At 54.6% G+C, this 14038-nt stretch carries 14 protein-coding genes; 10 read left to right on the top strand and 4 right to left on the bottom strand.

The window, feature by feature from the left end; all coding sequences use genetic code 11:
* The first annotated feature begins 94 nt into the window (after window positions 1-94).
* From ogt to uspE, 4 genes are all read left to right on the top strand, one after another.
* Complete coding sequence (gene ogt, locus ACR42C_RS10285; protein ID WP_233002432.1) at window positions 95-610, top strand: methylated-DNA--[protein]-cysteine S-methyltransferase; 516 nt, start codon at window positions 95-97, stop codon at window positions 608-610.
* Between the two features lie 183 nt (window positions 611-793).
* On the top strand, window positions 794-1546 hold the full coding sequence (gene fnr / locus ACR42C_RS10280) for a fumarate/nitrate reduction transcriptional regulator Fnr (RefSeq protein ID WP_006174991.1): 753 nt from the start codon (window positions 794-796) through the stop codon (window positions 1544-1546).
* Between the two features lie 146 nt (window positions 1547-1692).
* Window positions 1693-1875 (top strand): hypothetical protein, encoded by a 183-nt coding sequence (locus ACR42C_RS10275; RefSeq protein WP_014883604.1) that lies wholly within the window; start codon window positions 1693-1695, stop codon window positions 1873-1875.
* Window positions 1876-1984: 109 nt separating this feature from the next.
* Entirely contained in the window at window positions 1985-2935 is a 951-nt protein-coding gene (gene uspE, locus ACR42C_RS10270) for a universal stress protein UspE (protein ID WP_028012944.1), read from the top strand.
* Between the two features lie 39 nt (window positions 2936-2974).
* Here the strand turns inward: uspE and ACR42C_RS10265 are convergent, their stop codons facing one another.
* The 3 genes from ACR42C_RS10265 to pntA form a co-directional block, all read right to left on the bottom strand.
* Entirely contained in the window at window positions 2975-4084 is a 1110-nt protein-coding gene (locus tag ACR42C_RS10265; RefSeq protein WP_316379001.1) for a mechanosensitive ion channel family protein, read from the bottom strand.
* A gap of 106 nt (window positions 4085-4190) precedes the next feature.
* Window positions 4191-5579, bottom strand: coding sequence for a Re/Si-specific NAD(P)(+) transhydrogenase subunit beta (gene pntB, locus ACR42C_RS10260; RefSeq protein WP_163329070.1), 1389 nt, complete (start codon window positions 5577-5579; stop codon window positions 4191-4193).
* A 10-nt stretch (window positions 5580-5589) separates the two neighbouring features.
* The gene (pntA, locus tag ACR42C_RS10255) at window positions 5590-7119 is read right to left on the bottom strand and encodes a Re/Si-specific NAD(P)(+) transhydrogenase subunit alpha (RefSeq protein ID WP_163329068.1); all 1530 of its coding nucleotides are present in this window, start codon (window positions 7117-7119) and stop codon (window positions 5590-5592) included.
* Between the two features lie 535 nt (window positions 7120-7654).
* Here pntA and ydgH point away from each other — a divergent pair.
* From ydgH to folM, 3 genes are all read left to right on the top strand, one after another.
* Window positions 7655-8599: a DUF1471 family protein YdgH gene (gene ydgH, locus ACR42C_RS10250; RefSeq protein WP_028012941.1), complete on the top strand. Its 945-nt coding sequence runs from the start codon at window positions 7655-7657 to the stop codon at window positions 8597-8599.
* A 185-nt stretch (window positions 8600-8784) separates the two neighbouring features.
* Window positions 8785-10167, top strand: coding sequence for an amino acid permease (locus ACR42C_RS10245; RefSeq protein WP_116340315.1), 1383 nt, complete (start codon window positions 8785-8787; stop codon window positions 10165-10167).
* A 39-nt stretch (window positions 10168-10206) separates the two neighbouring features.
* Entirely contained in the window at window positions 10207-10929 is a 723-nt protein-coding gene (gene folM / locus ACR42C_RS10240) for a dihydromonapterin reductase (RefSeq protein ID WP_061098394.1), read from the top strand.
* On the opposite strand, the gene ACR42C_RS10235 is transcribed toward folM, so the two are convergent.
* Window positions 10926-11261 (bottom strand): GlpM family protein, encoded by a 336-nt coding sequence (locus tag ACR42C_RS10235; protein WP_316378999.1) that lies wholly within the window; start codon window positions 11259-11261, stop codon window positions 10926-10928. The two genes, folM and ACR42C_RS10235, sit on opposite strands and share 4 nt — an antisense overlap.
* 128 nt (window positions 11262-11389) lie before the next feature.
* Here ACR42C_RS10235 and rstA point away from each other — a divergent pair, with 128 nt between their 5' ends.
* From rstA to rstB, 3 genes are all read left to right on the top strand, one after another.
* A complete protein-coding gene (gene rstA, locus ACR42C_RS10230) occupies window positions 11390-12106 on the top strand; it encodes a two-component system response regulator RstA (protein WP_116340319.1) in 717 nt (238 codons plus the stop codon).
* A 226-nt stretch (window positions 12107-12332) separates the two neighbouring features.
* Window positions 12333-12593 (top strand): hypothetical protein, encoded by a 261-nt coding sequence (locus tag ACR42C_RS10225; RefSeq protein WP_479985082.1) that lies wholly within the window; start codon window positions 12333-12335, stop codon window positions 12591-12593.
* A gap of 75 nt (window positions 12594-12668) precedes the next feature.
* Complete coding sequence (rstB, locus tag ACR42C_RS10220) at window positions 12669-13967, top strand: two-component system sensor histidine kinase RstB (protein WP_116340323.1); 1299 nt, start codon at window positions 12669-12671, stop codon at window positions 13965-13967.
* The last annotated feature ends 71 nt before the right edge of the window (window positions 13968-14038 follow it).

Raw genomic sequence — 14038 nt, 5'->3', positions numbered from 1 at the left:
ATCTGAAAAACTACCCCTCTTGTTCCCTCGCAACATCTTGAACATCCCGAAATTTCCCGACATGATAATGGCTTTGGTTATTCAGGTATCGCTTATGCTAACGCTATTGCAGGAATTGATCCCCACGCCGCTGGGGCCGCTATGGGTCATATGTGATGAACAGTACCGCTTAAGAGCTGTAGAGTGGCAAGAGCACAGCGATCGCATGGAGGTGCTGCTCGCCATCCATTACAGTAAAGAAGGCTATCAGCGCCGGAATGCGGTTAACCCGGGGGGGTTGTGCGATAAGCTCAGCGCCTATTTCGAAGGCGATCTCAGCATCATTGATACTCTGCCAACCGCCACAGCAGGCACGCCTTTTCAGCGGGAAGTGTGGCAGGCGCTGCGGTCGATTCCGTGCGGGCAGGTCATGCATTATGGTCAACTCGCGGAGCAGCTAGGTCGCGCGGGCGCCGCACGCGCGGTGGGTGCTGCCAATGGCTCCAACCCTGTCAGCATTGTGGTTCCCTGCCATCGGGTCATCGGCCGCAACGGCACCATGACCGGCTATGCCGGCGGCGTGCAGCGAAAAGAGTGGTTGCTGCGTCACGAAGGGTATCTCTTACTCTAGTTCCCAGGCTTTTTGTGCTTAATTTTCTACCGGTTAGGCTAAAAATCCATAATCAAGCTGTGGAATTTCAAGAAGATGGCGACACAATGTCGCCACTTGTCCTTATTGAGGGTTTGTCAGGCTTACGTACTTACCAAAAAGATGTTAAAATTGACCAATATCAATTAAGGCTTGAGCAAACCTATGATCCCGGAAAAGCGAATTATACGACGCATTCAGTCTGGCGGTTGTGCTATCCATTGCCAGGATTGCAGCATCAGCCAGCTCTGTATCCCGTTTACCCTGAATGAGCATGAACTCGATCAGCTTGATAACATCATCGAGCGCAAAAAGCCTATTCAGAAAGGGCAGACGCTGTTTAAAGCGGGAGACGAACTGAAATCGCTCTATGCAATCCGTTCTGGCACCATCAAGAGCTACACCATCACCGAACAGGGTGACGAGCAGATCACCGGCTTCCATCTGGCTGGCGATCTGGTGGGCTTTGATGCCATCGGCACTGGCCACCACCCGAGCTTTGCTCAGGCACTCGAAACCTCGATGGTTTGCGAAATCCCGTTTGAAACCCTGGACGATCTGTCCGGCAAGATGCCTAATCTGCGTCAGCAGATGATGCGTCTGATGAGCGGTGAGATTAAAGGCGATCAGGACATGATTCTGCTGCTTTCCAAAAAGAATGCAGAAGAGCGCCTGGCCGCGTTTATCTATAACCTCTCCCGCCGCTTCGCCGAGCGCGGTTTCTCGCCGCGTGAGTTCCGTCTGACCATGACCCGTGGCGATATCGGTAACTACCTGGGCCTGACCGTGGAAACCATCAGCCGTCTGCTGGGCCGTTTCCAGAAAAGCGGTATGCTGGCCGTTAAGGGTAAATACATCACTATCGAAAACGGTGAAGCGCTGGCCGTTCTTGCCGGGCACGCCCGCAACGTGGCATAACTCTCCGCATGCTGATAACCAGACTGATAAATTCACGTGATTTATTGGTCTGGTATAATCGCCCCCGTTTCAAGACATTTTCACCGTAGCACGTCCCTACACAGCGCCTGAAAGGTTGTCGTTGAGGTTATGAATTGAGAGAAAGTTTGTTTTTCGTTTCAGTCGTGATTGCCTCTGTGACCTTTATCTTCATCTGGATCATGCTTGTCGGCCCAATGAAGGGGGAGGAAAAAACCTACGTTCAGGATTCCACGACCTTTGCGATAGCGGTAATGGTGCTGCTGTTCATTGCGTTTATCGCGGTGACAACCACCGTGCTTTTCCTCTGATAAATTTTCATGAATTATTGATCTGGCAAAAGCTCCCCTCTGTTTCATTCAGGATATATAGGTTACTCTTTTAATTACAGACTGTGGTGACAGTAGTAAGGAGACCTGTATGGCAAAGTATCAAAACATGCTGGTGGCTATCGATCCGAATCAGGACGATCAGCCGGCATTACGACGTGCTGTGTATTTACATCAACGGATTGGTGGCAAAATCAAAGCGTTTTTGCCGATCTATGACTTCTCGTATGAGATGACCACCCTTCTGTCGCCTGACGAGCGCACCGCTATGCGTCAGGGCGTCATCAGCCAGCGTACCGCGTGGATCCGTGAACAGGCGAAGTATTACCTGGAAGCGGGTGTGCCTATTGATATTAAAGTGGTCTGGCATAACCGACCTTTTGAAGCCATTATCCAGGAAGTGGTTGCCGGCGGGCACGACCTGCTGCTGAAGATGGCGCACCAGCACGACAAGCTGGAATCCGTGATCTTCACCCCGACCGACTGGCATTTGCTGCGTAAATGCCCTTGCCCGGTCTGGATGGTGAAAGACCAGCCGTGGCCTGAAGGCGGGAAAGCCGTTGTGGCGGTGAACCTCGCGAGCGAAGAGGATTATCACAATTCGCTCAACGAAAAGCTGGTGAAGGAGACCATCCAGCTTGCTGACCAGGTCAACCACACCGAAGTGCATCTGGTGGGTGCCTATCCGGTTACCCCGATCAATATCGCCATCGAGCTGCCGGAATTTGACCCTAGCGTCTATAACGACGCCATCCGCGGCCAGCATCTGCTGGCGATGAAAGCGCTGCGCCAGAAGTTCAGCATCGACGAAAACATGACGCACGTGGAAAAAGGGCTGCCTGAAGAGGTGATCCCGGATTTAGCCGAGCATCTGCAGGCCGGGATTGTGGTCCTGGGAACCATTGGCCGGACCGGTATTTCTGCCGCTTTCCTCGGCAATACTGCCGAACAGGTGATCGACCATCTGCGCTGCGACCTGCTGGTCATTAAGCCGGATGAGTATCAGACGCCGATTGAGCTGGACGACCCGGAAGACGATTAATGTAATTTAAAAGCCCGCCGCTCCGGCGGGCTTTTCTCATCAGCTCTCCATTACCGGCTTCGGCTGTTCACCTGACTCCTCCTGCATCCACGGCGCGTGCAATACCATGCTGGGCAGCGCCAGCTTAATCTCCTGGGCGTTCAGCCCTTCAAGAATACGGATATTGATCTCCTGCTGGATGTCCATGTATTTGTTGTAATCCGCGGTATTAACAATATGGACGACTTCAAACGTCAGGCGGTCGCGGTCGAATCCGAGAAAATGGGCGCGATCAAATTTTGTCTCACCGACATCGGTAATGATCTGCCTGACCATATCCCCCACGTAGCGGAGCTTATCGGGCGGCGTGTCGCTGGCAACGCCAAAGGTAAAGACGATGCGGCGCGTCTGCATGCGTTTGTAGTTGTGAAGCGTCTGCTGAAGCAAAATGGCGTTGCCGCAGACGATCTGCTCTCCGCTCAGGCTGCGGATACGGGTCGTTTTCAGGCCAATGTGCTCTACCGTCCCCGCCACGTCGTTGAACACCACGAAATCGCCAATTTCGAACGGTTTATCAAAGCCGATAGAAAGCGAGGCAAACACGTCGCTCAGAATCGTTTGTACGGCAAGGGCAATGGCAATACCCCCTACCCCAAGGCTGGCAACCAGAGCAGTGATGTTGACGCCCGCGTTAGCAAGGATAGACAGCAGCATCACTGACCAGACGATGGCACGGAGAATAAGCCCCGTGATCACCAGCGTAACCGGGTTTTTATGGCTTCCCGGCGCCAGCATGACGTGACGAAGCCACGACACGACCCCCTGATCCATCCACAGCGCAACCTGGATGGCGAAGACCAGGAACCAGGCGTGGCTGACGGTGCCAAAAAGATGATCGGGCAGGTCAACGAAACGCAGGCTGAGGAGCAGTGCCACCACAAACAGCAGGAAACGGCTGGTGCGGTTAAGCATATCCGTCAGGATAAAACGCATCCGGTTGGTGGCCGGGTGCTTGTCGCCCCAGGTGGTGATGCCTTTCTTAACGAACGCGATCAGGCGCGTCAGCAGCCAGTACACCAGCAGCGTCACAAAGACAACCGTGGCGGCGCCTATCCAGAATGTCGGCGTCATCATCAACGCGATGAAGTCGAAGCGGGACAGAAATTGCATTACACCTCCTCGTATTACACAAAGGGTAAAGTATAGACAGAGGAGAAAAGCTGACCGCAGAAATAAGAAAACCGCCCCGAAGGGCGGTTTGTCAGGAGAAAGCGAATTACAGCGCTTTCAGAATCGCATCCACGCTGGCCTTGGCGTCGCCAAACAGCATGTGGGTGTTCTCTTTGAAGAACAGCGGGTTTTGAACCCCGGCATAGCCGGTGTTCATGGAGCGCTTAAACACAATCACGTTCTGCGCCTTCCACACTTCCAGAACCGGCATCCCGGCGATTGGGCTACCCGGATCGTCCTGTGCAGCAGGGTTAACGGTGTCGTTGGCGCCAATGACCAGCACGGTGTCGGTGTCGGCGAAATCATCGTTGATCTCATCCATTTCCAGCACGATGTCGTAAGGCACTTTCGCTTCCGCCAGCAGCACGTTCATGTGGCCCGGCAGACGCCCTGCCACCGGATGAATACCAAAGCGAACCTTGATGCCTCGCGCGCGCAGCTTCTCGGTGATTTCCGCCACCGGATACTGCGCCTGTGCCACCGCCATGCCGTAGCCCGGGGTGATGATCACGGAATGCGAGTTTTTCAGCATCTCTGCGGTATCTTCCGCAGAAATTTCACGGTGCTCACCCACTTCTTCATCCGCACTGGAAGAAGACCCATCGGTCCCGAAACCACCGGCGATAACGCTGATGAACGAGCGGTTCATCGCCTTACACATGATGTAAGACAGGATCGCACCGGAAGAACCCACCAGCGCACCGGTGACGATCAGCAGGTCGTTGCTCAGCATAAAGCCCGCAGCCGCCGCTGCCCAACCGGAGTAGGAGTTCAGCATTGAGACAACCACCGGCATATCCGCACCGCCGATGGACGCCACCAGATGCCAGCCGAACGCCAGCGCGATGATGGTCATCACCAGCAACGCCAGCACCTGCAGGCCCACGCTTTCGGTACGCACGAAGACCACCAGCAGCACAAACGACACCACCAGCGCCGCCAGGTTCAGCTTGTGACGGTTAGGCAGCATCAGCGGTTTAGAAGAGATCTTACCGCGCAGCTTGCCGAACGCCACGATAGAACCGGTGAAGGTCACTGCACCGATGAAAATGCCGAGGAACACTTCGGTCAGATGAATGTTGACCAGAATCGGTTCCATGCCCGGTTCGTGATACAGGTAGCTGTTGAAGCCCACCAGCACCGCCGCCAGCCCCACGAAGCTGTGCAGAATCGCCACCAGCTCAGGCATCTCGGTCATTTCAACGCGCTTCGCCAGGCGAATACCAATCGCGCCGCCGATGATCATCGCCACCAGGATCCACGCCACGTTGCCGGTATCCGGCCCGAAGATGGTGGCAATCAGCGCAATCGCCATCCCGGCGATACCAAAGTTATTTCCCTGCTGAGACGTTTCGTGTTTGGAAAGCCCCGCCAGACTGAAAATAAACAGGATTGCAGCAACAATGTATGCGGCTGTGACTAATCCTCCAGACATATGCTACCCCTTAGCCTTTACGAAACATTTTCAGCATGCGCTGAGTCACGGTGAAACCACCGAAAATATTGATACTGGCGATCAGCACCGCGATAAAGCTCAGGAAGCTGATCCAGCCGCCGTGTCCAATCTGCAGTAACGCCCCCACTACGATGATCCCCGAGATGGCGTTAGTGACCGACATCAGCGGCGTATGCAGCGCGTGGGAGACGTTCCACACCACGTAATAACCTACAACGCAGGAGAGCGCGAAGACGGTAAAGTGGCCGAGGAACTCTTTCGGCGCAACGTCAGCCAGCCAGCCGAACAGAATGATAACCAGCGCCATGATGGCGTATTTACGCCACGGCGAAGCCGGTTTAGCAGGTTCTTTTGGCTCGGGTGCCGCTTTCTGCGCCGCCTGAGGCTGAGCAGAAACCTGAATAGGTGGCGCAGGCCAGGTAATTTCACCTTCGCGTACCACGGTGACGCCGCGCACCACCACGTCATCAAAATCAACGGTGATGTTGCCGTCTTTCTCTTTGCAAAGCAGCTTCAGCAGGTTAACCAGGTTGGTACCGTACAGCTGGGAAGACTGGGTTGGCAGGCGGCCAGGGAGATCGGTATAGCCGATAACCTTCACGCCGTTAGCGGTCGTGGTCACCTGATTGGCAACGGTATACTCGCAGTTACCGCCGTTTTGCGCCGCCAGGTCGACAATCACGCTGCCCGGCTTCATGGAGTCCACCATCTCGCGGGTGATCAGCTTCGGCGCGGGTTTACCCGGAATAAGCGCGGTGGTAACAATAATGTCGACGTCTTTCGCCTGCGCGGCAAAGAGTTCCATTTCGGCTTTGATAAAGGCTTCTGACATCACCTTCGCATAGCCATCACCGCTGCCCGCTTCTTCCTTAAAGTCCAGCTCAAGGAATTCGGCCCCCATACTCTGAACCTGTTCCTTCACTTCGGGACGGGTGTCGAACGCGCGCACGATAGCGCCCAGGCTGTTTGCCGCACCGATTGCAGCAAGACCCGCCACGCCCGCGCCAATCACCATCACTTTCGCCGGCGGGACTTTCCCCGCCGCGGTGATTTGACCGGTAAAGAAGCGTCCAAATTCGTGAGCGGCTTCGACAATGGCGCGGTAGCCGGCAATGTTTGCCATGGAGCTGAGCGCATCCAGCGACTGCGCGCGCGAAATACGCGGCACGGAGTCCATCGCCATCACGGTCACGCCACGGGCCGCCAGCTTCTCCATCAGTTCAGGATTTTGTGCAGGCCAGACGAAGCTCACCAACGTTGTTCCCGGATTCAGCAGCGCAATCTCGCTCTCTTCCGGCGCGTTGACCTTCAGAATCACGGGAGACTGCCAGACTTCAGCACCGTCCACCACTTCTGCGCCAGCCTGAATAAAGGCCTCGTCATCGAAACTCGCCAGTTTGCCTGCGCCGCTTTCAACCGCGACGGTAAAACCCAGCTTAAGCAGTTGCTCCACCGTTTTCGGTGTTGCCGCTACGCGGGTTTCATTGGCTAACCGTTCTTTTGGTACCCCAATACGCATAGTTTTCCCTTCCATCGGTTTTTGATGATGGTTTGTCGATAAATGCCCGCGGTTTGTATCAATTTTCGCCAGTATGATAGCGACGAGAAATGAGTACCCCCGCAAAATAAAACAGTAACAAACTGTCTATAACCTACTGAAAATAGCGCTTGTGATCTACCGCCAGAAAACACTATTTCTTACTTTATCTGTGAAAAATAAGCGATCGGCGTCACTGACAGTGATATTTACCTTAAATTCATCGCCAGAACCGATAAATCGCGCAAGCGAAGCGGTAAAAACATGATATAGCGCCATAAGAGAACAAGTTATTAACATTAAATTAACTTGTAAAAGTCATATGCTTTATCAGTTTTGCTTGTCAAACGCCTGTTTTTTCAACATATCACTAAATGTTATCGAATTCGGTAATTCAGTGAGCACAGGCTGTGAAAAATGGCGCAGACAGCGACGGGTTTTAAATGCCATAATCGGGACCGTCTCAAATAAACAACAATACCAGTACATGGTTTGCGCAAGGCGAAGGATTATTTTTATGAAGCTTAAGAACACACTCCTGGCGTCCGCACTTCTCTGTGCGACCGCCCTGTCTGCGAATGCCGCAACAGAGTTAACGCCGGAGCAAGCGGCAGCATTAAAACCTTTTGACCATACGGTCATTGTGGGTCGTTATAATTCTATTGGCGATGCCGTCGCCGCCGCATCAAAAGCCGCTGATAAAAACGGGGCGGCCTCGTTTTACGTTGTTGACCAGTCCGATTACGGCAACAGCGGTAACCAGCGCGTGACCATTGCGCTATATAAAGATAATGCGCCAAAGGCTGACGCACCGAAAAACCGCGTGATCAACGGTATCGTTGAGCTGCCGAAAGATCAGGCCATTGAGCTGGAACCTTACGACACCGTTACCGTTCAGGGCTTCTATCGCAGCCAGCCTGAAGTGAACGATGCCATCACCAAAGCCGCAAAAGAGAAAGGTGCCTACTCTTTCTATATCGTGCGTCAGGTGGATGCTAACCAGGGTGGCAACCAGCGCATTACCGCATTCATCTACAAAGAAGATGCGAAAAAACGCGTTCTGCAGAGCCCGGATGCCATCCCTGCGGATTCTGAAGCGGGTCGCGCGGCGATAGCCAAAGGCGGCGAAGAAGCGAAGAAAGTTGAAATTCCAGGCGTCGCGACCTCTGCGGCGCCAAGCGCTGAAGTGGGCCGTTTCTTTGAAACACAATCCACGAAAGGTGGCCGCTACTCCGTTACGCTGCCGGACGGCACTAAAATTGAAGAGCTGAACAAAGCCACTGCCGCGCAAATGGTGCCGTTCGACAGCATCAAGTTCACCGGCAACTACGGCAATATGACGGAAGTCTCCTACCAGGTCGCGAAGCGTGCGGCGAAGAAAGGGGCGAAGTATTACCACATCACCCGCCAGTGGCAGGAACGTGGCAACAACGTGACCATCAGCGCCGATCTGTACAAGTAACAAAATCGTTGACGAAAGGCGGCGCAATGCCGCCTTTTTTTGTTACTTTTTTCGAATTTCTGCCACACATCATTGCATGCTTTCGTTACACTCCGTAAAATCCCGCGCCTTAGTGTGATCCACCATTTTTATGCGCCTTAGCGAAATAATTATTCTGGATTGGGACTTTTCATAACAGGAAGCCAATGGAAAAGAAACTTGGCCTGAGTGCTCTGACTGCACTCGTTTTAAGCTCAATGCTGGGTGCGGGCGTATTCAGTTTACCGCAGAACATGGCGGCCGTTGCAAGCCCTGCCGCCTTGCTCATTGGCTGGGGCATTACCGGTGTCGGGATATTGCTGCTGGCATTCGCCATGCTACTGCTGACCCGGGTTCGCCCGGATCTGGACGGCGGTATTTTCACCTATGCACGTGAAGGTTTTGGCGAGCTGATTGGCTTCTGCTCCGCCTGGGGCTACTGGCTGTGCGCGGTCATCGCTAACGTCTCTTATCTGGTGATTGTCTTCTCGGCGCTCAGTTTCTTTACCGATACCCCTGAGCTGCGCCTGTTTGGCGACGGTAATACCTGGCAGTCTATCGTCGGCGCCTCGGCGCTGCTATGGATTGTTCACTGGCTGATTTTGCGCGGCGTCCAGACCGCCGCCAGCATCAACCTGGTAGCGACGCTGGCGAAACTGGTGCCGCTTGGCCTGTTCATCGTGCTGGCCTTCATTGCGTTCCGTCTCGACGTGTTTACGCTTGATTTCAGCGGAATTGCGCTTGGCGTTCCGGTCTGGGAACAGGTGAAAAACACGATGCTGATTACCCTGTGGGTGTTTATCGGCGTTGAAGGCGCGGTGGTGGTTTCTGCCCGCGCGCGTAATAAACGCGATGTGGGCCGCGCCACGCTGCTGGCCGTCCTGGCGGCGCTGGGCGTGTATCTGCTGGTAACGCTGCTGTCGCTGGGCGTGGTGGCGCGTCCTGAACTGGCCGAAATGCGTAACCCGTCGATGGCAGGCCTGATGGTGAAAATGCTCGGCCCCTGGGGCGACGTGGTGATTGCCGCAGGGCTGATCGTCTCCGTCTGCGGCGCTTACCTGAGCTGGACCATCATGGCGGCTGAAGTGCCGTTCCTGGCCGCGACGCACAAGGCGTTTCCACGCCTGTTTGCCCGACAAAACAAAAATAATGCACCATCAGCCTCACTCTGGCTGACCAACATCAGCGTTCAGGTCTGCCTGGTGCTGATCTGGCTCACAGGTTCAGACTATAACACCCTGCTGACCATCGCCTCCGAGATGATTCTGGTACCCTATTTCTTAGTGGGTGCGTATTTGTTAAAAATCGCCACGCGTCCGGCGCACTATGTCGTGGGCGTTGGGGCCTGTATTTACGGCCTGTGGTTGTTGTATGCTTCCGGGCCGATGCATCTGCTGCTGTCGGTAGTGCTGTATGCGCCGGGCCTGCTGGTATTTATCTACGCCCGCCGCACGCATCAGCTGGAGAACGCGCTGAAACGCCGTGAAATGGCCTTAATCGGGCTGTTACTGGTTGCTGCCGTACCGGCAACCTGGATGTTAATGGGATAGCACTGTCTTTCCCATTGTTGAACTGTAAAGGAGAATACGATGGGAAATGCACCGCTTCGCCCAATATTGATCACCGGTGGAGGCCGCCGTATCGGCCTCGCCCTCGCCCATCACTTTCTCAACCTTCGCCATCCGGTCATTGTCAGCTACCGTACGGAATACCCGTCGATTGAGGGGTTGCGCAAAGCCGGAGCGGTTTGCATTCAGGCTGATTTTTCCACCGATGAAGGCATCCTGGCCTTTGCGGAGCAGGTGAAATCCACCGCGACGGGGCTGCGCGCTGTGATCCATAACGCCAGCGCCTGGTGTGCAGAGAAGCCCGGCACGTCCCTCAGCGATACGCTATCCGCCATGCTGCAGATCCACGTCAACGCCCCTTATCTGCTTAACCACGCCCTGCAGGATCTGCTGCGCGGTCACGGCCATGCGGCGGGTGACATTATCCACTTCACCGATTATGTGGTTGAGCGCGGCAGCGACAAGCACATCGCTTATGCGGCCAGTAAAGCCGCGCTGGACAACATGACGCGCTCCTTTGCCCGCAAGCTTGCGCCCGAGGTGAAGGTGAACGCCATCGCCCCGGCGATGATTTTGTTTAACGAAAACGATGATGCGGAGTACCGCCAGCAGGCGCTGAATAAGTCGCTGATGAAAATTGCCCCAGGCGAGAAAGAGGTGATCGACCTTGTGGATTACCTCCTCACCAGCTGCTATGTCACCGGCAGAACCTTTGCCGTGGACGGTGGACGCCCGCTGCGCTAGTGAAAGCGGCTCCAGAAGGATATTAACATCCAGGCGCTGAGTGCCCAGCAGATCACCGCCCCGCCCAGCGCCAGGGGAAGCCGCAGAAAACCGGTGAAATACCACAGAGAAAGCAGGTAGAGAAAATATGGGATGATCGACCACATGCCAAACACAATGGTCGTACGTAACGCCTCCGTGCCCCGTTCAGAAGCCACAATATAGTGGGCAATCAGCGCGAAGGTCGGGAACAGCGGGATCAGCCCGGCAATATAGTAGTTTTTGGTTTTTGCCAGAATGCCAATCAATAACACCACCAGCGCCCCCAGCGCGGCTTTGATCACCAGCCCCATATTTTTCCCTATAACAATCAAGTAACAATAGACGTCAGAATAACGGAAGCGGCGTTAATTTTGAAAGATTAATGGAAGGTTAAGGTTCCGCGGTGTATGTTGGCTTTTTTCACGAAAACAGACGTTGTATGAATAAGATTGTTTATGTTGAAGACGAACCCGAAGTCGGGCAATTGATCGCCGCCTATCTGGGTAAACATGATATGGACGTCATTGTTGAGCCTCGCGGCGATCGTGCCGAAGAGGTGGTCGTCCGTGAAAATCCGGATTTAGTGCTGCTGGACATCATGCTGCCAGGCAAAGACGGCATGACGCTCTGCCGTGACCTGCGCGCCCGCTGGGACGGCCCTATCGTTCTGCTCACCTCACTGGACAGCGATATGAACCATATTCTGTCGCTGGAGATGGGCGCCAATGATTACATTCTGAAGACCACACCGCCTGCCGTCCTGCTGGCCCGCCTGCGCCTGCATTTGCGCCAGCACGCCAGTATCGAACGCGAAGCGCCCGCACCGTCTCTGACGCCTCACAAAGCGATGCGCTTCGGTACGCTGTCTATTGACCCGGTTAACCGCCAGGTCCTGCTTTCCGGCGAGCTTATCGCCCTCTCCACCGCAGACTTTGACCTACTGTGGGAGCTAGCCACGCATGCCGGGCAAATCATGGACCGCGACGCGCTGCTGAAAAACCTCCGTGGCGTGAGCTATGACGGAATGGATCGCAGCGTTGACGTAGCGATTTCGCGTCTGCGCAAAAAATTGCAGGATAACGCCACCGAGCCCTACCGCATTAAAACCGTGCGTAATAAGGGGTATCTGTTTGCCCCGCACGCCTGGGAAACCTGATAAAAGATAACGTGCGCGAAATGAAGGCATTACCCGTCGATGTCCCCTTTTTCGCGCGTTAGTTTGCCAGTTTGCGCAACAATTAACTTGATAAGCCCGCGAACTAATCCATAATTAACATTCCTACATTCTTTTCTTAAAGCCTCACCGGGCCGGCTATAAACCCACACCTTTTCAGCACATTTCTCCCATAAAATCTTGAAATGAGGATTTAAGCCCATGAACTATGTATAGCTACCACGAAGTCGAAGCCATCAAAACCAATCTTGAATGGATTGTTAATCAGGCTGCGCTTAGCCATTCCTCCCTCTCACGCGCCGATCAAAAAGCGCTCATTGATCTCCTTGAACTCATCCAGTTTTACGAAATTCTTCTGGATTTAATTAACGAATTTGGGACCGCCGTGATTGAACCGCACATTGCGGAAGGACTGGCCGTAACGGAAACACTCATCGCCAGGGTAAAAAACAGCGCGAAAGCCATGTAACACGCTTCACAGACATGAAAATATCGACGGGTTTTCATGTATATTCTGCACAAAGCGTTTTTTCGGTGAGATCCAATGAAAAAGCTGTTTGTGCAGTTTTATCTTTTGCTGTTTGTCTGCTTCCTGGTGATGACCATGCTGGTCGGGCTGGTCTATAAGTTCACCGCCGAACGTGCGGGCAGGCAGTCGCTGGACGATCTGATGAAAAGCTCGCTGTATCTGATGCGCAGCGAGCTGAGAGAGATCCCGCCGCACGACTGGGCAAAAACCCTCAAAGAGCTCGATCTGAACCTGTCGTTTGATTTACGCATCGAGCCGTTAAAAGATTTCGATTTGGATCCACCCGCCATGCAGCGCCTGCGCGACGGGGATATCGTCGCGCTGGATGAGAAATACACCTTTATCCAGCGCATCCCGCGCAGCCATTACGTGCTGGCCGTCGGGCCGGTGCCCTATCTCTATTATCTGCACCAGATGCGTCTGCTGGATATGGCGCTGATGGCCTTTATCGCCATTTCACTCGCGTTTCCGGTCTTTATCTGGATGCGCCCCCACTGGCAGGACATGCTGAAGCTGGAGTCCGCCGCGCAGCGTTTTGGCGAGGGGCATTTTACCGAGCGCATTCACTTCGACAGCGGTTCCAGCTTTGAGCGTCTGGGCGTGGCCTTTAACCAGATGGCTGATAACATCAATGCCCTGATCGCCAGTAAAAAGCAGCTGATCGACGGGATTGCGCACGAGCTGCGCACGCCGCTGGTTCGTCTGCGCTACCGTCTGGAGATGAGCGAAAATCTGACGGAAGCGGAGTCTCAGGCCCTGAACCGCGACATTGGCCAGCTTGAAGCGCTGATTGAGGAGTTGCTGACCTACGCGCGTCTCGATCGTCCGCAGAACGAGCTGAACCTCAGCACGCCGGACCTACCCGCCTGGCTGCAAACCCACATTGATGATGTTCAGAGCGTAAACCCGCAGCGCACGCTGTTGACGCGCGTCACGCCGGGTGATTACGGCGCGCTCGATATGCGCCTGATGGAGCGCGTGCTGGACAACCTGATGAACAACGCCATGCGCTACAGCGAGAGTACGCTCCAGATTGGCCTGGATTTGCAGGGCAACCGGGCCAGCCTGACGGTGGAGGACGACGGACCGGGAATTGCCCCGGAAGCGCGAGAAACCGTGTTTGAACCGTTTGTCCGCCTCGACCCCAGCCGCGATCGCGCCACCGGTGGATGCGGCCTGGGGCTGGCAATTGTTTACTCAATCGCGCAGGCGATGGGGGGCACGGTGCATTGCGAGGAGAGCGAGCTCGGCGGCGCGCGCTTCTGCTTTAGCTGGCCGGTGTACCATAACATCGCCCTTCCCGTTCCTGCCTGACCTCACCCGCACGCTGGCCTGACCCGGTGTGCTGTGCTATATGATAAGTATGTTGTAACTAATGAGGGTGT

The organism is Enterobacter sp. MG-EB028 (assembly GCF_056673305.1).
Note: the sequence above shows the minus strand (reverse complement) of the source record. Positions and strands in the feature narration are given on the sequence as shown.

Coding starts and splice junctions, on each gene's coding strand:
- rstA (WP_116340319.1), top strand. CDS start 11,390: ATGAATAAGATTGTTTATGTTGAAGACGAACCCGAAGTCGGGCAATTG.
- rstB (WP_116340323.1), top strand. CDS start 12,669: ATGAAAAAGCTGTTTGTGCAGTTTTATCTTTTGCTGTTTGTCTGCTTC.
- ACR42C_RS10225 (WP_479985082.1), top strand. CDS start 12,333: ATGTATAGCTACCACGAAGTCGAAGCCATCAAAACCAATCTTGAATGG.
- ACR42C_RS10265 (WP_316379001.1), bottom strand. CDS start 4,084: ATGCAATTTCTGTCCCGCTTCGACTTCATCGCGTTGATGATGACGCCG.
- pntA (WP_163329068.1), bottom strand. CDS start 7,119: ATGCGTATTGGGGTACCAAAAGAACGGTTAGCCAATGAAACCCGCGTA.
- ACR42C_RS10235 (WP_316378999.1), bottom strand. CDS start 11,261: ATGGGGCTGGTGATCAAAGCCGCGCTGGGGGCGCTGGTGGTGTTATTG.
- fnr (WP_006174991.1), top strand. CDS start 794: ATGATCCCGGAAAAGCGAATTATACGACGCATTCAGTCTGGCGGTTGT.
- folM (WP_061098394.1), top strand. CDS start 10,207: ATGGGAAATGCACCGCTTCGCCCAATATTGATCACCGGTGGAGGCCGC.
- ogt (WP_233002432.1), top strand. CDS start 95: ATGCTAACGCTATTGCAGGAATTGATCCCCACGCCGCTGGGGCCGCTA.
- pntB (WP_163329070.1), bottom strand. CDS start 5,579: ATGTCTGGAGGATTAGTCACAGCCGCATACATTGTTGCTGCAATCCTG.
- ACR42C_RS10245 (WP_116340315.1), top strand. CDS start 8,785: ATGGAAAAGAAACTTGGCCTGAGTGCTCTGACTGCACTCGTTTTAAGC.
- ydgH (WP_028012941.1), top strand. CDS start 7,655: ATGAAGCTTAAGAACACACTCCTGGCGTCCGCACTTCTCTGTGCGACC.
- uspE (WP_028012944.1), top strand. CDS start 1,985: ATGGCAAAGTATCAAAACATGCTGGTGGCTATCGATCCGAATCAGGAC.